Annotated in this window: 16 protein-coding genes; 9 read left to right on the top strand and 7 right to left on the bottom strand. The window is 75.7% G+C overall.

Annotation, left to right across the window (positions count from 1 at the left end; translation table 11 throughout):
• Positions 1 to 98 precede the first annotated feature (98 nt).
• Complete coding sequence (gene proC / locus GQS52_RS14305; protein ID WP_182313813.1) at positions 99 to 905, bottom strand: pyrroline-5-carboxylate reductase; 807 nt, start codon at positions 903 to 905, stop codon at positions 99 to 101.
• 173 nt (positions 906 to 1,078) lie between these two features.
• Positions 1,079 to 2,008 (bottom strand): proline dehydrogenase family protein, encoded by a 930-nt coding sequence (locus tag GQS52_RS14300; RefSeq protein ID WP_182313812.1) that lies wholly within the window; start codon positions 2,006 to 2,008, stop codon positions 1,079 to 1,081.
• A 257-nt stretch (positions 2,009 to 2,265) separates the two neighbouring features.
• Here GQS52_RS14300 and GQS52_RS14295 point away from each other — a divergent pair, with 257 nt between their 5' ends.
• The 7 genes from GQS52_RS14295 to GQS52_RS14265 all read left to right on the top strand — a co-directional run bounded on the left by GQS52_RS14295 (position 2,266) and on the right by GQS52_RS14265 (position 8,872).
• A complete protein-coding gene (locus GQS52_RS14295; RefSeq protein ID WP_182313811.1) occupies positions 2,266 to 2,640 on the top strand; it encodes a hypothetical protein in 375 nt (124 codons plus the stop codon).
• Positions 2,641 to 2,766: 126 nt separating this feature from the next.
• Complete coding sequence (locus tag GQS52_RS14290; protein WP_182313810.1) at positions 2,767 to 3,363, top strand: carbonic anhydrase; 597 nt, start codon at positions 2,767 to 2,769, stop codon at positions 3,361 to 3,363.
• 277 nt (positions 3,364 to 3,640) lie between these two features.
• Positions 3,641 to 5,161 (top strand): SulP family inorganic anion transporter, encoded by a 1,521-nt coding sequence (locus GQS52_RS14285; protein WP_182313809.1) that lies wholly within the window; start codon positions 3,641 to 3,643, stop codon positions 5,159 to 5,161.
• A gap of 152 nt (positions 5,162 to 5,313) precedes the next feature.
• Positions 5,314 to 5,556 (top strand): DUF6411 family protein, encoded by a 243-nt coding sequence (locus GQS52_RS14280; protein WP_182313808.1) that lies wholly within the window; start codon positions 5,314 to 5,316, stop codon positions 5,554 to 5,556.
• Positions 5,557 to 5,589: 33 nt separating this feature from the next.
• Complete coding sequence (gene ppk2, locus GQS52_RS14275) at positions 5,590 to 6,687, top strand: polyphosphate kinase 2 (RefSeq protein WP_182313807.1); 1,098 nt, start codon at positions 5,590 to 5,592, stop codon at positions 6,685 to 6,687.
• Between the two features lie 41 nt (positions 6,688 to 6,728).
• Positions 6,729 to 7,997 carry a serine/threonine-protein kinase gene (locus GQS52_RS27825; protein WP_259370774.1) on the top strand — a complete coding sequence of 423 codons (1,269 nt, stop codon included), beginning with the start codon at positions 6,729 to 6,731 and terminating at the stop codon, positions 7,995 to 7,997.
• Complete coding sequence (locus GQS52_RS14265) at positions 7,940 to 8,872, top strand: PQQ-binding-like beta-propeller repeat protein (protein WP_182313806.1); 933 nt, start codon at positions 7,940 to 7,942, stop codon at positions 8,870 to 8,872. Before GQS52_RS27825 ends, GQS52_RS14265 begins: the two co-directional genes overlap by 58 nt.
• A 97-nt stretch (positions 8,873 to 8,969) precedes the next feature.
• Here the strand turns inward: GQS52_RS14265 and ilvD are convergent, their stop codons facing one another.
• From ilvD to GQS52_RS14245, 4 genes are all read right to left on the bottom strand, one after another.
• Positions 8,970 to 10,829, bottom strand: coding sequence for a dihydroxy-acid dehydratase (ilvD, locus tag GQS52_RS14260; RefSeq protein WP_182313805.1), 1,860 nt, complete (start codon positions 10,827 to 10,829; stop codon positions 8,970 to 8,972).
• Between the two features lie 191 nt (positions 10,830 to 11,020).
• Positions 11,021 to 11,830: a sugar phosphate isomerase/epimerase gene (locus GQS52_RS14255; protein WP_182316447.1), complete on the bottom strand. Its 810-nt coding sequence runs from the start codon at positions 11,828 to 11,830 to the stop codon at positions 11,021 to 11,023.
• Positions 11,831 to 12,057: 227 nt separating this feature from the next.
• Positions 12,058 to 14,130, bottom strand: coding sequence for an ATP-binding protein (locus GQS52_RS14250; protein WP_182313804.1), 2,073 nt, complete (start codon positions 14,128 to 14,130; stop codon positions 12,058 to 12,060).
• Positions 14,131 to 14,296: 166 nt separating this feature from the next.
• Positions 14,297 to 15,244, bottom strand: a complete 948-nt coding sequence (locus tag GQS52_RS14245; RefSeq protein WP_182313803.1) for a Ppx/GppA phosphatase family protein — start codon at positions 15,242 to 15,244, stop codon at positions 14,297 to 14,299.
• Between the two features lie 159 nt (positions 15,245 to 15,403).
• On the opposite strand from GQS52_RS14245, the gene GQS52_RS14240 reads away from it, so the two are divergent.
• Positions 15,404 to 16,168 (top strand): hypothetical protein, encoded by a 765-nt coding sequence (locus GQS52_RS14240; protein WP_182316446.1) that lies wholly within the window; start codon positions 15,404 to 15,406, stop codon positions 16,166 to 16,168.
• Positions 16,169 to 16,262: 94 nt separating this feature from the next.
• Here the strand turns inward: GQS52_RS14240 and GQS52_RS14235 are convergent, their stop codons facing one another.
• Positions 16,263 to 17,960, bottom strand: coding sequence for a sigma-70 family RNA polymerase sigma factor (locus GQS52_RS14235; protein ID WP_182313802.1), 1,698 nt, complete (start codon positions 17,958 to 17,960; stop codon positions 16,263 to 16,265).
• 460 nt (positions 17,961 to 18,420) lie between these two features.
• Here GQS52_RS14235 and radA point away from each other — a divergent pair, with 460 nt between their 5' ends.
• Positions 18,421 to 19,824, top strand: coding sequence for a DNA repair protein RadA (radA, locus tag GQS52_RS14230; protein WP_182313801.1), 1,404 nt, complete (start codon positions 18,421 to 18,423; stop codon positions 19,822 to 19,824).
• Positions 19,825 to 19,861 lie beyond the last annotated feature (37 nt).

The raw sequence follows: 19,861 nt of genomic DNA, 5'->3' as shown, positions 1-19,861 counted from the left end.
CCCCGCAGTCAGCGGCGGGGCCGGAGCCGGCTGCCTCCTCCCGGCCGGGCCGCCGTCCCCCTGGTGGGGCGGGAGGGCGGCTTGGCGGGGAGGGGGTGTCAGTTGCCGGACGCGAGCTCCCGGCTGCGGTCCCGGGCGGCCTCGATGGCCGCGATCAGCGCGGCGCGGACGCCGTGGTTCTCCAGCTCGCGGATGGCGCTGATGGTGGTGCCGGCCGGGGAGGTGACGGCCTCCCGGAGCTTGACCGGGTGCTGGTCGGAGTCGCGGAGCATGACCGCGGCACCGACCGCGGCCTGGACGATCAGGTCGTGGGCCTGGGACCGGGGCAGGCCGAGGAGGATCCCGGCATCGGTCATCGCCTCGACGAGGTAGTAGAAGTAGGCCGGACCCGAGCCGGAGAGGGCCGTGGCCGCGTCCTGCTGGGACTCGGGGACCCGCAGGGTCTTGCCGACCGGCTTGAAGATCTCCTCGGTGCGCAGCAGGTGCGCCTCGGTGGCGTGCCGGCCCGCGGAGATGACGCTCATACCCTCGTCGACCAGGACCGGGGTGTTGGCCATGACGCGGACGACGGCGATGCCCTCGTGCAGGCGGTCCTCGATGTAGGCGGTGGGGATGCCGGCCGCGCCGGAGACGACCAGGCGGTCCGCGGGGACGTGGGGGGCGAGTTCCTCGAGGAGCGCCCCCATGTCCTGGGGCTTGGGGGTGAGGATGAGGGTGTCGGCGGCCTTGGCGGCCTCGGCGTTGGTGACCGCTTCGACACCGTGGCGGACCCGCAGTTCCTCCGCCCGCTCGGGGCGGCGGGCGGTGACGAGGATGTCGGAAGGTGCCTTCCCTGCGCGCAGCATCCCGGAGACCAGTGCCTCGCCGATCTTTCCGGTGCCGAGGACGGCGACTCGTGCGGTCATGGGGCGGTTCACCTCATCTGTCGCGGACTGTTCTGCGGCCATCCTCGCACCGGGGCGTCGGCCCGGGGGCGACCGTCCGGGTCGTGGTACGCCCCCGCCCCGGGGGCGGGGCTGCGCCTTCCTGCCGGGTCCGCCGGGCGGGGTTGCCGGCCCTCCGGGCGGGGTTGCCGGGGTCAGCCGCGGGTGGCGAGGGCCCGGAGGAAGAAGACGAGGTTGGCCGGGCGTTCGGCGAGCCGGCGCATGAAGTAGCCGTACCAGTCGTCCCCGTAGGGCAAGTAGATCCGGACCGTCTCGCCCGCTGCCGCCAGGCGGAGCTGCTCCTCGGGGCGGATGCCGTAGAGCATCTGGTGCTCGTAGGTGCCGGGGGCGCGGCCGTGCCCGCGGGCCAGGGCCTTGGTGATGCGGATGAGGCGGGGGTCGTGCGTGGCGACCATGGGGTAGCCGCGGCCCGCCATGAGGATCCCGAGGCAGCGGACGTAGGCGAGGTCAATCTCGCGGCGGGTGCGGTGGGCCACGGAGGCGGGCTCGTCGTAGGCGCCCTTGCACAGCCGGACGCGGGAGCCGGGGCCTGCGAGGTCGCGGCAGTCGCCCTCGGTGCGGAGCAGGGCCGACTGGAGGACGACGCCCAGGTCGGGGAAGTCCTCGCGGAGTGCGCGGGCGACGGCCAGGGTGGAGTCGGTGGTGGTGTGGTCCTCCATGTCGAGGGTGACGGTGGTGCCGGCGGCCCGGGCGGCTTCGCAGACGGCGCGGGCGTTGTCGAGGGCGGTCCGCTGCCCGTCCCGGGGGAGGAGCTGTCCGAGGGCGGAGAGCTTGACGGAGATCTCGGTGCGGGCGGCGAGGCCGGTGCGGGCGAGGGCCCGGAGGAGGTCGGTGCAGGCGGTGCGGGCCGCTTCGGCCCCCGCCCGGTCCCGGGTGTTCTCGCCGAGGCGGTCGAGGGAGACGGCGAAGCCCTCGGCCATCAGGTGCCGGGCGGCGTGGAGGGCGTCCTCGGTGCGGGTCCCGGCGATGAAGCGGGCCACGACGCGCCGGGAGGCGGGGACGGTCTCGACGGCCTTCCGGACTCCGGTGCTGCGGGAAGCGGCCATCAGTGTCCGCCGGAGCATGCTCGTCCCCTTTCTTCCGGCCCGTTCCTTCTCCTTCCCTCCTTCTTTCCGTCATCCCTCCTCCGGGCCCGCAGTTCGTGCGGCGGTTCCGGCCCCGCGGAGAAAGATCGGAGCCCGTTCCGGAGGAATGCCCTCCTTTTTGGTGACGGAATGTCGACACACTGGCTACTTTCCGACTTGCGCGCGTTCGCCGCTGCATGGACACAATGGAGTCAGGTGTCCACCCAGCGTGAGGCGAACGGCGAAGGGGTGACGGTATGACGCAGGTCAGAGCCGCGGCCCGGGCGTTCCTCCTCGTGCTGGCCTCGCTGGTCGCGGCCGTCCTGGTCATCGACGGTCCCGGCGCCGAGGCGGCGCCGAGGCCGGCGGCCGCGCCCGTCTCCCAGGCTCCGGCCTGCCCCGGCGGCTCCGCCGACCGCTCGGAGGTGGAGGAGCAGTACCAGGCCCGGCGGGTGTGCCGTCCGCGCCTGTCGACCGCGGCCCCGGACCACCTGACGGAGCGGTCCGCGGCCGACTCCGTCCTCGCCCGCCTCATGCTGGCCGGGCGCTCCGACGCCGCGCCGCGCGAGCGCGCCGGCAGGCGTTCCGGGGCAGGGTCCCTCCAGGCGTCGCTCCAGGTGTTCCGCTGCTGAGCGCAGGGACGCAGTGCGTTCGCACCGACCCGTAGGAACTGTTCCCAGCGACTCTCGGCACCCCGTGCGCAGGGCCGCGGGCGACGACGCCCGGACGCCCGCCGGGGTGCGTCGGAGGCACACCCCATGCAGACACTCATCGACCACGCCCGCTCCTTCCGCGACCGGGCCGGGGCCGGCCGCGGAGACCTGTCCCTCGCCGCTCTTGCCGACGGCCAGTCCCCCGAGGCCCTGTTCATCACCTGCTCGGACTCACGAGTGGTTCCGTCCCTGATCACCGGTGCCCGTCCCGGGGAGCTGTTCGAGCTGCGCACGGCGGGGAACGCCGTCCCCCCGTACCGGCCGGAGCATCCCAGCGGGGAGGCCGCCACGATCGAGTACGCCGTCGTCGCCCTCGGGGTCTCGGACATCGTGGTGTGCGGCCACTCGCACTGCGGTGCGGTCGGGGCGCGGGTCCGGGGGGAGGACCTCGACGCCCTTCCCGCCGTGCGGAACTGGCTGCGCGCCTCGTTCGCCGACGGGCTGCCCGCCGGGGACGACCCGCTGGTCGCCGCCGCCGTGCAGAGCCACGTGCTGGCTCAGCTGGACCGGCTGCGCGCCTACCCCTGCGTCCGGGAGGGGCTCGGTGCCGGGTCCCTCCGGCTGCACGGCTGGTTCTACGAGATCCACACCGGCGGAGTCCTCGTCCACGACGCGGACGAGGACCGTTTCCGCCCCCTGTGACACCCCCGTGACGCCCCGCTGAGGGGCGGGCGGACCGGGCGGCGCGAACGGGCGCCGCCCAGGTCGGCCCGTCCCGGGGCGCCCGGGCCTCAGCGCCCGTCCCGCACCACCGTGAGGACCGAGGAGTCCCCGGTCGCGTCCCGGTGCGGCCGGGCGTCCGGCCGGCCGCGCGTGCCCGCGGGCCCCGTGCCCCGGCCGCCGCCACGTCCTGTGATTCCCCCTGCCCGAGAGGCGCCGTGCCGCCGTGTGCGCGGCGCCCTGCCGAGAGGACCTCGTCATGACCGCTCCCTCGCACTCCCCGCCGCCCTCCGCGTCCGCCCGCCGCTCTTCGGCAAGCCCTCGTGGCCCGCGCGTCCTGCGTGCCTGGCGGCAGGACTTCGCCGCCTCCCTCGTCGTCTTCCTCGTCGCCGTGCCGCTGTGCGTGGGCGTGGCCGTCGCGTCCGGTGTCCCGGCGGAGCTGGGGCTGGTCACCGGCATCGTCGGCGGGCTGGTCGTCGGCCTGATGCCGGGCAGCAGCCTCCAGGTGTCCGGGCCGGCCGCCGGCCTGACCGTCCTGGTGTACGAGGCCGTCCAGGAGCACGGCATCGGCACGCTCGGCGTCCTCGTGCTCGCGGCCGGCGTGCTGCAGATCGTCATGGGCCTGCTGCGGCTGGGGCGCTGGTTCCGGGCCATCTCGGTCGCCGTGGTGCAGGGCATGCTCGCCGGGATCGGCCTGGTGCTGATCGCCGGGCAGCTGTACGCGATGGCGGACATCGGAGCACCGGCGGGGGGACCGGCCAAGTTCGCCGGCCTGCCCGCGCTGGTCGTGGAGACCGCCGGCTCGCCCGCCGCGCTCACCGCCGCCGCGCTGGGCGTCGGCACGATCGCCGTCCTGGTGCTGTGGCCGCGGCTGCCCGGCGCCGCCCGGCTGCTGCCCGCGCCCCTCGTCGCGGTGGCACTGGCCACCGCGGTCGTGGTGGTGTTCGACCCGCCGGTGGCGCGGGTGGACGTGCAGGGCCTGGTCGCCTCGGTCCAGCCCCCGTCGGGCTCGGACTTCGCCCGGCTGGCCGAGTTCGGCGTGCTCGGCACGGTCGTGGCCTTCGCCCTGATCGCCTCCGCCGAGAGCCTGTTCAGCGCCGCCGCCGTGGACCGGATGCACGACGGGCCGCGCACCGACTACGACAAGGAGCTGGTGGCGCAGGGCACGGGCAACGCGGTGTGCGGCGTGCTCGGCGCGCTGCCCATGACCGCGGTGATCGTGCGCAGTTCGGCCAACGTCCGGGCCGGGGCGCGGACCAAGGCCTCCCGGGTGCTGCACGGGGTGTGGCTGCTGCTGTTCGCCGCCCTGGTCCCGGCCGCGCTCGGGGTGATCCCGCTGGCTGCGCTCGCCGGTGTGCTGGTGCACGCGGGCTGGAAGCTGGTGCCGGTGCGGGCGATGGTCCCGCTGTGGCGCGAGCACCGGGGCGAGGCGGTGGTACTCGCCGCCACGGCGGTGGCGATCGTGGCCACCAACCTGTTCGAGGGCGTGCTGGTGGGGCTGCTGCTGGCGGTGGCCAAGACCGCCTGGGACATGTCCCACGTGCACGTGGACGTCGTCGACACCGGTACCGGCCCGATCGTCGTGCGGCTGGTGGGCAACGCCACCTTCCTGCGGCTGCCGAAGATGCTGGACACGCTGGAGAGGCTCCCCGCCGACCGGCCGATCGAGCTGGACCTGACCGGCCTGCGGCATCTGGACCACGCGTGCGGCACGGCGCTGGGCGCGTGGGCCGACCGGCACAACGAGGACGGGGTCGACCCGGTGAGGGTCGCGGTGTAGCCCGGCTGCGGGTCGGGACCGGCCGGGCCCCGGGCGCGGGGGCGGCGCGGGGGCGGGGGCGGACGGCGCGGTCCGGCCCCGCTGCCGGGTCGGCGTGGAAGGTGATCGGCCGGGCAGGTGTGTGGCTGACACGTCCGACCGAAGGAGTCTCCATGCTCGCTGTGGGAATTGTGGCCGTCTGCGCGGTGCTGCTGGTACTGGCCTTCCTCGTGCCGCGGCTGTCCCGGCACCCCGAGCGCGGTGCGCAGCGTTCCCTGGGAGCCGGGTCGCGGGCCGCGGGAAAGGCGCCGGGCCCGCTGGGCAGGTGGCTGGCCAAGCCGTTCCACAGCGGTTCGCGCGCGGTGGGCAGGAGCGGTTCGGCCGGCCGGCGGGCCCGGGGGAGGATGCCGTTCTGACGCACGTGCCGCACCACACCCCGGAGACGATCCATGAGCAGTGAACCGACGGCCGGACCGACGGAGACGGCGAAGCCGGTGGAGCCGGTGGAGCCGGTGGAGCCCGCCGGGCGGGCGGGGTCCCCGGACGGGTCCGGAGAGTCCAGGGAGTCCGGGGAGTCCGAAAGGTTCGGGGGCGACAGCCCCGAGGAGGAGCTGCTGCGGGGCATCCTCGTGCGCAGCGGGGAGGACGATTCCCCGGTGCTCCGCCGTGCCGACGGCGCGTCGGTCAGCACCTGGCGGGAGAACTACCCGTACGACCGGCGGATGCCCCGCCGCGAGTACGAGCGGACCAAGCGGCTGCTGCAGATCGAACTGCTGAAGCTCCAGCGGTGGGTGAAGGAGCGCGGGGAGCGCGTGGTGATCCTCTTCGAGGGGCGCGACGCGGCCGGCAAGGGCGGCACCATCAAGCGGTTCACCGAGCACCTCAACCCGCGCGGCGCGCGCGTGGTGGCCTTGGAGAAGCCGACCGAGCGCGAGCGGACGCAGTGGTACTTCCAGCGCTACGTCGCCCACCTGCCGGCCGCCGGCGAGATCGTGATGTTCGACCGCTCCTGGTACAACCGGGCCGGGGTGGAGCGGGTGATGGGCTTCTGCACCGACGAGGAGTACGAGCGCTTCATGCGGCAGGCCCCGGCGTTCGAGCGGATGCTCGTGGGCGACGGCATCCACCTGGTGAAGTTCTGGTTCTCGGTCTCCCGCGGGGAGCAGCGCACCCGCTTCGCCATGCGGCAGGTCGACCCGGTGCGGCAGTGGAAGCTCAGCCCCACCGACCTGGCCTCCCTGGACAAGTGGGACGACTACACCGCGGCGAAGGTGGCCATGTTCCGGGCCACCGACACCGGGTGCGCGCCGTGGACGGTGGTCAAGAGCAACGACAAGCGGCGGGGCCGGATAGAGGCGATGCGCGCGGTGCTGGCGCGCTTCCCCTACGACGACAAGGACGACGAGGTTGTCGGGACGCCCGACCCGATGATCGTCGGCGCCGCGGACACCCTGCTGGAGCCCGGCGAGGACGACACCGCCCTCTCCCCCACCCCGCTCTCCCCCGCGGACCACCTGGACGGCGGGACACCGGCCGGGAACCCGTAGGCTTTCCAGGCGGTGTCGGGCGCAGGGCCGGGAGGTGGGGCGTGCCGCTTCTGGAGGGGGACCCCGATTCCGTCGGGGGCTACCGGCTGGAGTCCCGGCTGGGTTCCGGGGGAATGGGTGTGGTCTATCTGGCCCGCACCGACTCGGGCCGGCGGATGGCGGTCAAGGTCGTGCGGGGGCAACTGGCCGAGGACCCCGAGTTCCGGGCGCGGTTCCGCAAGGAGATCGACGCGGCGCGACGGGTGAGCGGCGCCTGGACCGCTCCGGTGCTGGACGCCGACCCCGAGGCCGCCCGGCCGTGGATGGCCACCCTCTACGTGCCCGGCCGGACGCTCTCCGAGCGGATCCGGCAGGACGGCCCGCTGCCGGTGCCCGAACTGCGGCTGCTCGCGACCGGGCTGGCCGAGGCGCTGCGGGACATCCACCGGGCGGGGCTGGTCCACCGGGACCTCAAGCCGGGCAACGTGCTGATGGCCGAGGACGGCCCCAGAGTCATCGACTTCGGGATCGCGCGGGCGGCGGAGGAGGTCTCCGAGCTGACCGGGACCGGGCGGATCGTCGGCACCCCGCCCTACCTGTCGCCGGAGCAGCTGCGGTCCCCCCGGGAGGCGGGGCCCGCGGCGGACGTGTTCGCGCTGGCGGTGACGCTGGTCCAGGCGTGCACGGGCAGGACGCCGTTCGAGGCCGAGAGCCCGCACATGGCGGTGTACCGGGTGGTGCACGAGGAACCGGACCTGGCAGCGGTTCCGGAACCGCTGCTGTCGCTGGTGCGCCCCTGCCTGGCCAAGCGGCCGGAGGAGCGCCCGTCCCCGGACGACCTGCTGGCGCGGCTGCGCGCCTGGCCGTCGGAGTCCGGGGACGGGCCGTCCGGGGACGGGCCGTCCGGTGCCGCCCGGCAGGGCCCGGAGGCGCAGGGCACAGAGGCGGATGTTCCGGGGGCGGGCGGGGAGCCGTCCGGGCGGGCGGCGGGCCTGCCGCCGGCGTCGGCGGCGGGGCGGGCCCGGGGAAGGGCGGCCGCGGGGTGCGGCGGCGCCTGGTCGTCACGGCCGCGGCGGCGGTGCTCGCGACTGCGGCGGCGGTGCTCGCGGCAGGGGGCCTCGGTGCGCTGCGGCCGGACGGCCGTACCGCGCCGACGGCGACGGGGAGGGAGCGGACGGCCGCGTGGGAGACCCGCCTGGGGCCGGAGCCGGGACGCCCGGTGTGCGTCGGCGCACGGGGCTCGCTGTACTGTGCCGCGCCCGGGGCGTCGGCGATGCGCGTCGACACGGCGACCGGGAAGAAGGTCTGGGTGCGCGAGGACCCCTCGGTGACCTCCGCGTACGACGGTTCCCTGCACCTCTCCGGGGGGAGTCTGCTGGTCCTCGGGGAGAAGGGCCTCCTCGCCCTCGACCCCGCCGACGGTTCGGAGCGGTGGTTCCGCGACCTCTCCGCCTACGACAACCACGAGATCACCGGTGACACGGTGCTGCTCCTGCAGGACGGGCATTCCATGACGGCGCTGGACCCCGCCACCGGCAGGCAGCGCTGGCGGCACGCCGTCGCGGCCGTCCCGGCACCGGTCGTGCGGACCTTCGCGGGCCGCACGTACCTCCTGCAGTACGAGCCGCCCGGGCATGCGGGCACCACCGTCGTCGTCCCCCTGGACGCGCGGAGCGGCGACGTCGGCGAACCGCTGGAGTTCGACGGCCTGCTGACCGCGGCCGGGGGCACCGAGGAGGCGCTCCACCTCGTGCAGGAGGAGGAGTCGGGGCTGGGCGCGGCGGCGGTGCTGCGGTACGACCTGGGGACCGGCTCCACCACCCGCACCCTGCTGCCCTACGAGGAGCCGGCCCTGGCGGTGGCCGACGGCGACACCGTCTACCTGCAGTACCGGAACGGCCTGGTCCGCGCGGTGGACAGCCTGCGGGGCAGGGCCGAGGTGTGGACCGTGAACACCGGGGTGTCCACGGCGTCCTCGCTCGTGGCCGCGGGCGACAGGCTCTACCTGTCCTCGTCGGACGGCAGGCTGCTGGCCGTCGACACCGGGCGGGGGCTCGTCGTCGCCCAGACGGAGGCCCGGCTGAGCGAGACCGTGCAGAACGGGCTGGAGGAGCCGGGGCAGCCGGTGCTCCTGGAGGGCAGGGTGTACGGCCTGACGCTGCGTCCGAGCGTGTTCTCCGTGGAGGCCGGCACGCTCGCGGAGTGAGCCGCGGGCGGCGGGGCGGGTGGCGTAAGCGCCCGCCCCCCGTGCGGGGGCGGGCGCTTACGGCGGGGCCGGGTCGGCCGGGCAGGGGCCGGGCGGGTCAGCCGAGCGCGGTGACGTCGCGGACGGCGCCCTTGTCGGCGCTGGTGGCCATGGCCGCGTACGCCCTGAGCGCGGCGGAGACCTTGCGCTCGCGGGCGGCCGGGCGGTAGCCGCCCTGGCGCTCCAGCAGGGCGGTGCGGCGGGCGGCGAGTTCCTCGTCGGCGACCAGCAGTTCGATGGTCCGGCGGGGGATGTCGATGCGGATGCGGTCGCCGTCCTCGACGAGGGCGATCGTGCCGCCGGAGGCCGCCTCGGGGGAGGCGTGGCCGATGGACAGGCCGGAGGTCCCGCCGGAGAAGCGGCCGTCGGTGATCAGGGCGCAGGTCTTGCCGAGGCCGCGGCCCTTGAGGAAGGAGGTGGGGTAGAGCATCTCCTGCATGCCGGGGCCGCCCTTGGGGCCCTCGTAGCGGATGACGACCACGTCGCCGTGCGTGATCTCCTTGCGGAGGATCTTGTCGACGGCCTCCTCCTGCGACTCGCAGACCACGGCCGGGCCCTCGAAGGTCCAGATGGACTCGTCGACGCCGGCCGTCTTCACGACGCAGCCGTCGGCGGCGAGGTTGCCGCGCAGCACCGCGAGGCCGCCGTCCTTGGAGTAGGCGTGCTCGGCGGAGCGGATGCAGCCGTTCTCGGCGTCCTCGTCCAGCGCCTCCCAGCGCTCGGACTGCGAGAAGGCGGTGGCGGAGCGGACGCAGCCGGGTGCGGCGTGCCACAGCTCGACGGCCTCGGGCGACGGCGAACCGCCGCGCACGTCCCAGGTCTTGAGCCAGTCGGCGAGGGAGGGGCTGTGCACGGAGTGCACGTCCTCGTTGAGCAGCCCGGCGCGGTGCAGCTCGCCCAGGAGGGCGGGGATGCCGCCGGCGCGGTGCACGTCCTCCATGTAGTACGTGCGGTTCTTCGCGACGTTGGGGGCGACCTTCGCCAGGCAGGGCACGCGGCGCGAGACCGCGTCGATCTCGTCGAGGCCGAACTCGACGCCCGCCTCCTGGGCGGCCGCCAGCAGGTGCAGGATCGTGTTGGTCGAGCCGCCCATGGCGATGTCGAGGGCCATGGCGTTCTCGAAGGCCGCGAAGGTGGCGATCGAGCGGGGCAGGACCGTCTCGTCGTCCTGCTCGTAGTAGCGCCTGGTGATGTCGACGACCGTGCGCGCGGCGTCCTCGTACAGCGCCCTGCGGGCGGTGTGGGTGGCGAGGACGGAGCCGTTGCCGGGCAGGGAGAGGCCGATGGCCTCGGTCAGGCAGTTCATCGAGTTGGCGGTGAACATGCCGGAGCAGGAGCCGCAGGTCGGGCAGGCGTTCTCCTCGATGCGGAGGATGTCCTCGTCCGAGATCTTGTCGTTGACGGCGTCGGAGATCGCGTCGACCAGGTCGAGCGTGCGGACGGTGCCGTCGACCAGCGTCGCCCGGCCGGACTCCATCGGGCCGCCGGAGACGAAGACGGTGGGGATGTTGAGGCGCAGGGCGGCCATCAGCATGCCCGGGGTGATCTTGTCGCAGTTGGAGATGCAGATCAGGGCGTCGGCGCAGTGCGCCTCCACCATGTACTCCACGGAGTCGGCGATCAGGTCCCGGGAGGGCAGGGAGTAGAGCATGCCGCCGTGGCCCATGGCGATGCCGTCGTCGACCGCGATGGTGTTGAACTCGCGGGGCACGGCGCCGGCGGCCTTGATCGCCTCGCTCACGATCCGGCCGACCGGCTGGAGGTGCGTGTGGCCGGGCACGAACTCGGTGAAGGAGTTCGCCACCGCGACGATCGGCTTGCCGATGTCCTCGCCCGCCACGCCGGATGCCCGCATGAGCGCGCGGGCGCCCGCCATGTTGCGGCCGTGGGTGACCGTACGTGACCTCAGCTCGGGCACGGTAGCTCCACTCGTCTCGTTCGCGTTCCTTGCCGGTCCTTCGAGGGTACGCCTCGCGGCCGACAGGTGGGACGACCTGTCCGCACTGCGGACGGAACCGGCCGCTCCGTGGTCCTCCCCGGCCGGACGACGGCCGTCGCGAGGCCGGGGGTGCCGGTGTGGGGCCGGGGGTGCCGGCGTGCGGCGGGTTCCTACCGGCGGGGCAGGGGGGCGGCCTGGGCCAGGTGCTTCCGGGTGAAGGCCAGGGCCTCGGCGAGGTCCGCCTCCCGCTCGGCGGCCGAGATCGCACGGCGGGTGTTGATCTCGCAGACGACGTGGCCGTCGAAACCGCGGGCGGCGAGCCCCTGCAGCAGCTCGGCGCACGGCTGGTTGCCGCGGCCCGGCACCATGTGCTCGTCCTTGGCCGAGTCCGTGCCGTCGGCCAGGTGCACGTGGGCCAGCCGGTCGCCCATCCGGTCGACCATCTCCAGCGCGGCGTTGCGGGCCGTCGCTGTGTGCGACAGGTCCACCGTGAAGTGCCGGTAGTCCTCCTTGGTGGGGTCCCAGTCGGGGGCGTAGGCCAGCATCTCCCGGTCGCGGTAGCGCCAGGGGTACATGTTCTCCACCGCGAAGCGCACGTCGGTCTCGTCCGCCATCCGCCACACGCCGCGCACGAAGTCCCGGGCGTACTGGCGCTGCCAGCGGAACGGCGGGTGGACGACGACGGTGGAGGCGCCCAGCGCCTCGGCCGCCGTGCGGGCCCGCTGGAGCTTGGTCCACGGGTCGGTGGACCACACCCGCTGGGTGATCAGCAGGCAGGGGGCGTGGACGGCCAGGATCGGGATGCCGTGGTAGTCGGAGAGACGCCTGAGCGCCTCGACGTCCTGGCTGACGGGGTCCGTCCACACCATCACCTCGACGCCGTCGTAGCCGAGCCGGGCCGCGATCTCGAAGGCCGTCGCGGTCGACTCGGGGTACACGGAGGCGGTGGACAGGGCGACCTTCGCTCCGGGCGGGCGCACCGCGCTCCAGCGTGCAGCACCGTCGAACTCCTGGGGGTCCACTGGTTCAGCCACGACGAACAGAGTACGGCGGCGGGCGGCGGCGACGGCACTGATGCCGGTGTGCGTGCCGCCACTTCGTCCCGTCCGTCCCGCACCCCGCCCGCGCCGGCGCCGTACCGAAGCCGCCGCGACGGGACCGCCGCAATGGGGCCGCGGCGGCGGGGCGGGGCACGGCGCCGCCGGGGTCAGTGCGGAACGGAACGGCCAGCCGGCCGGTCGTCCCGGTCGTCGGCCCGGTCGTCGGCCGGGTGGCCGGCCTGGTGCGGCAGGGGCGGGGCGGGCGGGCGGATCTGCAGGACCTTCGCGCCGCGGGCGGTGGCGACCAGCAGGGTCCCGTCGGCCGCCAGGTCGGCGCCGGTGAGCGGGGAGTCCGGGACGAGTACGGCGGCCACCCTTCCGGTGGCGCGCTCCCGCACCCGGAGCCGGTCGGCGTCCCGTTCGAGCACGCAGGGCGCGGCGGCCCGCGCCTCCTCGGTGGGCCGCTCGACCGCCGCGGGGTCCACGTCGTACCAGGTCGGCGAGTGGAGGCCGTAGACCAGGGCCGCCTCCCCGCCCAGGGGACGGGCCCCCGGGGTGCCCGCGGGCACGGTGAGGACGGCGACCGGCTGCGGGCCGCCGGCCCCTGCCGGGAGCGTGCCGACGGCGGCGGCGCCGATGCCGGGGAAGTCCAGGCTCCAGGCGGTGCGCCACGGCAGGTCGAAGCCGAGGTGGTGCATGGCCGTGGCGTGCTCGGTGAGGGTGTCCTCGGTGTAGGCCGACTCCAGCAGGGCGGCGCGTTCGCGCGGTGCGGCCCGGAGGCGGACGAGCAGCGGGGCCGTGCGCAGGTAGGTGCGGCCGGCGGGGGTGAGCCCGCTTCCCGGCTCCGTGCCCTGCGCCCCGGATCCGACGGTGTGCCCGGCGGTGTGTCCGGCCGCGGCCCCGGCGGCGGCCTCGGCCGCGGCGTGCAGGGCGACGGGGTCGGCGGCGACGACCAGGCCGGGGTCGTCCAGGAGCCGGGGCAGCAGTCCGGCCTGCAGGGCGTGGCCGGCGATCAGGTCCCGGGCGTAGGCGGTGGCGCCCGTCCAGTCCCGGCCGGTGCCGGAGGACCGCGCGGGGACGGTGTCCAGCAGGGCCTCGGTGATCGCCCGCTGCACGGGGGCGGGGTCGCCCGCGGCCGCGCGGACCGCGTCGCCGATGGCGGGGTGGAGCAGCCGCAGCAGGGTGCGGCCGTCCTCGTCCTCCGCCGAGTCGATGAACGGGCCGGTCAGCTCCGGGGCCCCGGTGACGGTCGGGCGCAGGTCCCGTCCGGCGGCGGCGCTCGCCAGCCTCCCCCACAGCTTGAAGGGCAGGCCGTCGCCCTCGGCGAAGGCCAGCGGGGTGAGGGCCTGCCGCAGGAGGGCCGGGTCGGCGCCGAGACGGCGGGCGTGCAGGTCGACGGCTTCCGCGACGTCGCGCGGGAGCTGTCCGGGGTCGGCGGGGTCGAAGCCCTCGGGGCACATCAGGATGCTGTGGACGGCCAGGTGCGCGGTGAGCCGGTTGCCGGCCGCCCGGTCGGCGACCGCGCGGGCGAGTTCGCGGCGGGCATGCGGGTCGGTGGTGAACGGCAGCGGCGGCGCGCCCGTGTCCGGGTCGAGGGCGTGTTCGGCCTGGCGGACGAGGCCCTCGGGGTCGGCCCACTGCGGGTCGTCGAGGTCGACGACCAGGAAGGACCCGACGGGCAGGCCGTCGGTGAGCGCGCCGACCAGGGGGCGGGGCACGTCGGCCAGCAGCTGCACGGTACCGGTGCGGGCCAGGGGGCCGAGGACCTCGCGCACCAGGCGGGCCGGTCCGTCGACGGTGCGCAGCGGGCCCGCGAGGTCCACGTCGGGGACGACGACGCTCACCGGTTCGCCGGTGCGGGCGACCGCGGCCAGGAGGTCCTCCGTCCCGGCCTCCCCTGCCGGGGCGCCGTCGGGGCCGGCCGGCGTCCCGGGCTCCAGGGCTTCGGCGATCAGGCGCATTACGGCGCCGGCTGTGCGTCCCCGGGGGTCGGCCACGAGGGGGGCGGGGCCCTCGGGCGGGACCGCGGAGGGGTCCATGTCGCCCAGGGGCAGCCGGGCGCGGGCCCGCGGGTCGCACAGCATCAGGAACCCGGCCACCAGCCGGGAGCGTCCGCTGCCCGGCGCCCCGGTGATCACGATCACCCGGGGCGTCCCGGGCCACGCCATCCGCCAGGCCGCCAGCAGCTGCAGTACCGCGCCGCGCCCTCCGACGTGGGGGTGGGGTGCGTAACCGGTCATGGATGCGCTGTCCTTCGTCGCCGCCGACACCTGATACGAGTAGCGACACAACCCTATGAGGGAGTGGTTCCGCGCTCGTACAGCGGTGAACTTCACACCGGGAGGCGGGGTTACTTCTCCGGGCCGTCCCCGTGTGCGCCCGCCGCCGGGCGGGGCCGGGCGCGCGTCATCGCGCCCCGCTGCGCATGAGGTCGATCTCGCGCAGGATGACGCCCTCGCGCAGCGCCCAGGGGCAGATCTCCAGGCCGTCGACGCCGAGGAGGTCCATGGACGCCTCCGCCACCAGGGCTCCGGCGAGCAGCTGGCGGGCGCGGCCGGCGGAGACCCCGGGCAGCGCGGCCCGCTCCTCGTCGCTCATGGCGGCGAGCCTGGGCACCCACTCCTCCAGCGCCGTGCGGCCGAGCATCCGCTGGACGCAGGCCCCGTCGGGCACCGGCCGCGCCGTCGGCGTGCCCGCGATGCGCGCCAGCAGCTTGAAGGTCTTGGAGGTGGCGACGACGTGGTCGGGGCTGCCCAGGCGGCTGAACTCGGCGACCACCCGCGCTATCTCGGCGCGGACGTGCCGGCGCAGGGCCCGCACCTCCTCGGGCGACGGCAGCTCGGAGGGCAGCCACTTCTGGGCCAGCCGGCCGGCGCCCAGCGGCAGGGACACCGCGCGGTCGGGGTCCTCGTCGATGCCGAGGGCGACCTCGAGCGAGCCGCCGCCGATGTCGAGCACCAGCAGCCGGCCGGCCGACCAGCCGTACCAGCGCCGGGCGGCCAGGAACGTCAGCCGCGCCTCGTCCTCGCCGGAGAGGACCCGCAGGCGCACCCCGGTCGCGGCCTCGACGCGGTCGAGCACCTCCTCGCCGTTGGTGGCCTCGCGCACCGCGGAGGTGGCGAACGGCAGGACGTCCTCGACGCCCTTGTCCTCGGCCACCGTCATGGCCTCGGCGACCTGGGAGGTCAGCCGGTCGACCCCGGCCGGTCCGATCGCCCCGTCGGCGTCGAGGAGTTCGGCCAGCCTCAGTTCGGCCTTGTGCGAATAGGCGGGCAGCGGCCGCGCACCGGGGTGCGCGTCCACGACCAGCAGGTGGACCGTGTTCGATCCCACGTCCAGGACACCGAGTCTCATGGCAGGTCAACCTACTGCGGCGTGCCCGCCGCGTGGGCGCGCGGTCCCGTGCGGGGGCGGACGGCGGCAGTGCCCGGTCCGTGACGTTCGAGCGCTTAACCTGGATTCGTGGCGAAGGTGAGCGGGGCGGACGGCTCCGAGAAGCAGCACGGCGGCCCGGTGTCCGCGCAGGCGGCGCGGACGGACGAGGCGGGGCTGGACTTCGCCCGCGCCTGGGTCGAGTTCCCCGACCCGGCGGACGAGGAGCAGCTCTTCCGCTGCGACCTGACCTGGCTGACCTCCCGCTGGAACTGCATCTTCGGGAAGGGCTGCCAGGGCATCGTGGAGGGCCGGGCGAGCGACGGCTGCTGCTCGCTGGGCGCGCACTTCTCCGACGAGGAGGACGAGGCGCGGGTGCTGGGGCACGCCGCCCGCCTCACCCCGCAGACCTGGCAGCTGCACGACGTCGGCGTGCGGGACGGGATCGTCGAGGTAAACGAGGACGGCGAGCGGCAGACCCGCGTCGTCGACGGCGCGTGCATCTTCCACAACCGCCCCGGCTTCCCCGGCGGCACGGGCTGCGCGCTGCACTCGACGGCGCTGCGGGAGGGCCGCGAGCCGCTGGAGCTGAAGCCGGACGTGTGCTGGCAGCTGCCGGTCCGGCGCACCTACGAGTGGGTGGACCGGCCCGACGACACGCAGGTGCTGGTGGTCTCGATCGGCGAGTACGACCGGCGCGGCTGGGGCCCCGGCGGGCACGACCTGCACTGGTGGTGCACCGGTGCGGTGTCGGCGCACGGCGCCGGGGAGCCGGTGTACGTGTCGTACCGGCCGGAGCTGACCGAGCTGATGGGCGGGGCCGGGTACGCGAGGCTGGTGGAGCTGTGCGAGGAGCGGCTCGCCTCGCTCCTGCCGATGGCCCCGCACCCGGCCGACCCGGCCTGACCCCGCGGTCGGCGGACCCGGCCCGGCCCCTCGGCCGGCGGACCCGGCCCCGCGGCCGGGCCGACTCCGCGGCCGGGCCGGCCCGCGGTGCGGATCACGGTGCGGAAGGGCCCGGCGGGTCCGACGAGGCCGACTGGTCCGGCGAGGCCGACGGGGAGGAGGCCTCCCGGGGGGCCGAGGCGGGCTCCGAGGCCCCGGGGGCGGGCTGCGACCCGGTCGGCTCCGGCTCGGGGTCCGGTTCCGGTTCGGGGGCGGGCTGCGGGTCGGCCCCGCGGCCCACGACGGTGACCGCGGTCCCCGAGGGGCCGATCAGCACCCGGGAGCTCCACTCGCCGGCCGGCTCCCGGTCGCGGTCGACGGTCACGGTGATCTCCGCGGACTCCCCGGGCCGCAGCACGCCGGACCTGCTGCTGAGCCGGATCCAGGCGTCCGCCGCGTCGGCGGTCCAGTGGACCGGTGCCGTGCCGGAGGCGGTGAGCGTGATCACGGTGGAGGTGCCGTCGGTCCCCGCCGTCACGTCGAGCCGGCCCGCGGCCGGGGTCTCGCGGGCCCGGGTGTCCCCGGGCCCGTCCGACGGCGGGGCGGAGGGCGACGCGGTGGCGGTGGCACCGCCGTGCACGCGGTCCCCCGAGGGCCTCCTCCCGTCGGCGGTTCCCGGGGCGCCAGGGGCCCGGAGGAAGCCGCCGGGGCCGGCGGGCGGGCCGCCGGGGCCCCCGGGCCCGTCGCCGCCGGTGGTGTCCCGCTCGGTCGCGGAGACCGGGGTGGTGTTCTGCCGTTCGATCTCGTGGCCGCCGCTGCGGTAGGCGGCCCACAGGGCGAGCACCGGTGCCGCGACGACGGCGGCCACCACGGTCGTGGTGACGGCGCGGCTGCGCAGCGCGGCCCGGCGGGCCGCTCGGTCCTTGAACTCCAGGGGGAACCCGCGCCGGTCGAAGCGCGGGGCGGGCGACGCGGGGAAGGAGCGGTTGTCCCGCCAGGCCCGCGCGGCCCGCACCATGGCGACGTGCGTCTCCGCCCGCGGGGCCCGGACGAGGCCCAGGACGGCGGGGGTGACGGTGCCGGGCCACGGCCCGGCCGCCACGGCGTGCTCCGCGGTGAGGCGGCAGTCCGCGCACTCGTCGACGTGCCGGACCAGTTCCCGGCGCAGCGCGGTGCCCAGCAGCAGCCGGCGGTCCCCGGCCAGGTCCGCCACGGCGGGGCAGCGGCCGATCCCGACCACGGCCAGGGCCGTCCTGGTGCGCTCCACCTCGCAGGCCGCCCGGGAGAGCAGGACGCCCGCCGCGTCGGTCTCGATGCCGAGGACGGCCGCGATCTCGTGGACCGGGAGCTGGTGGCGGACCGCGAGTTCGAGCGCCTCGCGCTGCTCGGGAACGGTGCCCGCGGCCTCCGGCCAGGCGAGGGAGGCCAGTTCGGTGCGGCGCTGGGCCTCGATGCGGGCGATGCTGCGGGCGGCCGCGGCGTCGGCCGCGTCCCGGGCGGCCCCGTGGGCGTCGCGCCCGTCCTCCGTCCGGCTCCCGGGGAGCACGCGTCCGCCTGCCTCGGCCGCTCCGGAGAGGCGGCCGAGGCAGGCGTAGCGGGCGAGGGCGTACAGCCAGGGGCGGCGCAGTTCGAGGTTGCGCAGCCGGGCCTGGTGGCGCTCGGCCAGGGCCAGGGCGTCGCCGAGGGCGGCGGTGGCGGCGTCGTGGTCGCACAGGACGGAGAGGCAGTAGGTGAACAGGCCGTCGAGGTAGCGGTCGTAGTGGGCGGGGGGCTGCTGGGGCAGGGTGGGGCCGCCCGGTGCGCGTCTGCGCACGCTGGTCCCCGCCCGCCCGCGGACGGGCGGGAGGGCGGTCCCCTCCTGCCCGTGCGCGGGCGGGAGGGCGGTCCCCTCCTGCCCTTCCTGCCCGTGAGTGGGCGGGGGCGGGGGGCACGGCCGCCCGCCCGGCGGCATGCGGTGCCGGCGGGCCTCGGCCCGGCGGGTACCGGTGGAGTTCGTCTGTGACTCGGGCCTGCTCATCACTCGCCGACGGTAGGGCGACGCGCAGCCGGGAACGGCCCGCACGGCCGTCATTAACCCTTTCGAGTGTGACTTCCCGCCGAAAGAGAACATCGACACCGGCCCTACGGGTGAATAGTGGCGGTTCTCCGTGCCCTCGCGGGTTTCCGGCGGTCCCCCGCGGGCTCCGCGGCGGGGACGGCAGGCGCGGCGGTGCGTCCCGGAGGAGGAGCCGACGGCAGGGGGACTGTCCGACCCGGGCGCTACGGTGAACGGCATGGCTGCCCGTACCTCCCGCCCGTCCGCCAAGGACCGCCCGTCCTACCGCTGCACCGAGTGCGGCTGGACCACCGCGAAGTGGCAGGGCCGCTGCCCGGAGTGCCAGGCGTGGGGGACGGTGGAGGAGTTCGGCGCCCCCGCCGTGCGGACCACCGCGGCGGGGCGGGTGACCGCTCCCGCCCGTCCGATCCGGCAGGTGGACGGCAAGGTGGCCACCGCCCGCCCCACCGGCGTGGACGAGCTGGACCGGGTGCTCGGCGGCGGGCTGGTGCCGGGGGCGGTGGTGCTGATGGCGGGCGAGCCCGGCGTCGGCAAGTCCACGCTGCTGCTCGACGTCGCCGCCAAGGCCGCCTCCGAGGAGCTCCCCACCCTCTACGTCACCGGCGAGGAGTCGGCCGGCCAGGTGCGGCTGCGCGCGGACCGCATCGGCGCGCTCAGCGACCACCTCTACCTGGCGGCCGAGACCGACCTGTCGGCCGTGCTGGGCCACATCGACGACGTCAAGCCCGCCCTGCTGGTCCTGGACTCGGTGCAGACGGTCGCCTCCCCGGAGATCGACGGCGCGCCCGGCGGCATGGCCCAGGTCCGCGAGGTCGCCGGCGCGCTGATCCGCGCCTCCAAGGAGCGGGGCATGTCCACGCTGCTGGTGGGCCACGTCACCAAGGACGGCGCGATCGCCGGCCCCCGGCTGCTGGAGCACCTGGTCGACGTGGTGCTGCAGTTCGAGGGCGACCGGCACGCCCGGCTGCGCCTGGTCCGCGGGGTGAAGAACCGCTACGGGGCGACCGACGAGGTCGGCTGCTTCGAACTGCACGACGAGGGCATCACCGGGCTCGCCGACCCCAGCGGGCTGTTCCTGACCCGGCGCGACGAGCCGGTCCCCGGCACCTGCCTGACGGTCACCCTGGAGGGCCGCCGGCCGCTGGTGGCCGAGGTGCAGGCGCTCACCGTGGGGTCGGAGATCCCCACGCCGCGCCGCACCACCTCCGGCCTGGAGACCTCCCGCGTGTCGATGATCCTGGCGGTCCTGGAGGAGCGCGGCGGGATCAACCGCATCGGCAAGCAGGACATCTACACCGCCACCGTGGGCGGCGTGCGGCTCGGCGAGCCCGCCGCCGACCTGGCGATCGCCCTGGCCCTGGCCAGCGCGGCCGGCAACAGGCCGCTGCCGCAGAACCTGGTGGCGATCGGCGAGGTGGGACTCGCCGGGGAGGTGCGGCGGGTCACCGGCGTGCAGCGCCGGCTCAGCGAGGCCGCCCGGCTCGGGTTCACCCAGGCCCTGGTGCCGCCGGATCCGGGCAAAGTACCGCAGGGCATGAAGGTCACGGAGGTGGCGGACATAGGGGACGCACTGCGGGTACTGCGGCAGAGGGCCCCGCGTTCCGGCGGTTCGCAACGGTAAACTTTGCCCAGGTCTCGTCCACCGGGACCGCCTTGCC

Origin of the sequence: Streptomyces sp. SCUT-3, assembly GCF_014083985.1 — a bacterium.
Lineage (GTDB): Bacteria > Actinomycetota > Actinomycetes > Streptomycetales > Streptomycetaceae > Streptomyces_H > Streptomyces_H thermolineatus.
This window is presented reverse-complemented; position numbering and strand designations above follow the sequence as displayed.

Coding starts and splice junctions, on each gene's coding strand:
- proC (WP_182313813.1), bottom strand. CDS start 905: ATGACCGCACGAGTCGCCGTCCTCGGCACCGGAAAGATCGGCGAGGCA.
- GQS52_RS14300 (WP_182313812.1), bottom strand. CDS start 2,008: ATGCTCCGGCGGACACTGATGGCCGCTTCCCGCAGCACCGGAGTCCGG.
- GQS52_RS14295 (WP_182313811.1), top strand. CDS start 2,266: ATGACGCAGGTCAGAGCCGCGGCCCGGGCGTTCCTCCTCGTGCTGGCC.
- GQS52_RS14290 (WP_182313810.1), top strand. CDS start 2,767: ATGCAGACACTCATCGACCACGCCCGCTCCTTCCGCGACCGGGCCGGG.
- GQS52_RS14285 (WP_182313809.1), top strand. CDS start 3,641: ATGACCGCTCCCTCGCACTCCCCGCCGCCCTCCGCGTCCGCCCGCCGC.
- GQS52_RS14280 (WP_182313808.1), top strand. CDS start 5,314: ATGCTCGCTGTGGGAATTGTGGCCGTCTGCGCGGTGCTGCTGGTACTG.
- ppk2 (WP_182313807.1), top strand. CDS start 5,590: ATGAGCAGTGAACCGACGGCCGGACCGACGGAGACGGCGAAGCCGGTG.
- GQS52_RS14265 (WP_182313806.1), top strand. CDS start 7,940: ATGCGCGTCGACACGGCGACCGGGAAGAAGGTCTGGGTGCGCGAGGAC.
- GQS52_RS14250 (WP_182313804.1), bottom strand. CDS start 14,130: ATGACCGGTTACGCACCCCACCCCCACGTCGGAGGGCGCGGCGCGGTA.
- GQS52_RS14245 (WP_182313803.1), bottom strand. CDS start 15,244: ATGAGACTCGGTGTCCTGGACGTGGGATCGAACACGGTCCACCTGCTG.
- radA (WP_182313801.1), top strand. CDS start 18,421: ATGGCTGCCCGTACCTCCCGCCCGTCCGCCAAGGACCGCCCGTCCTAC.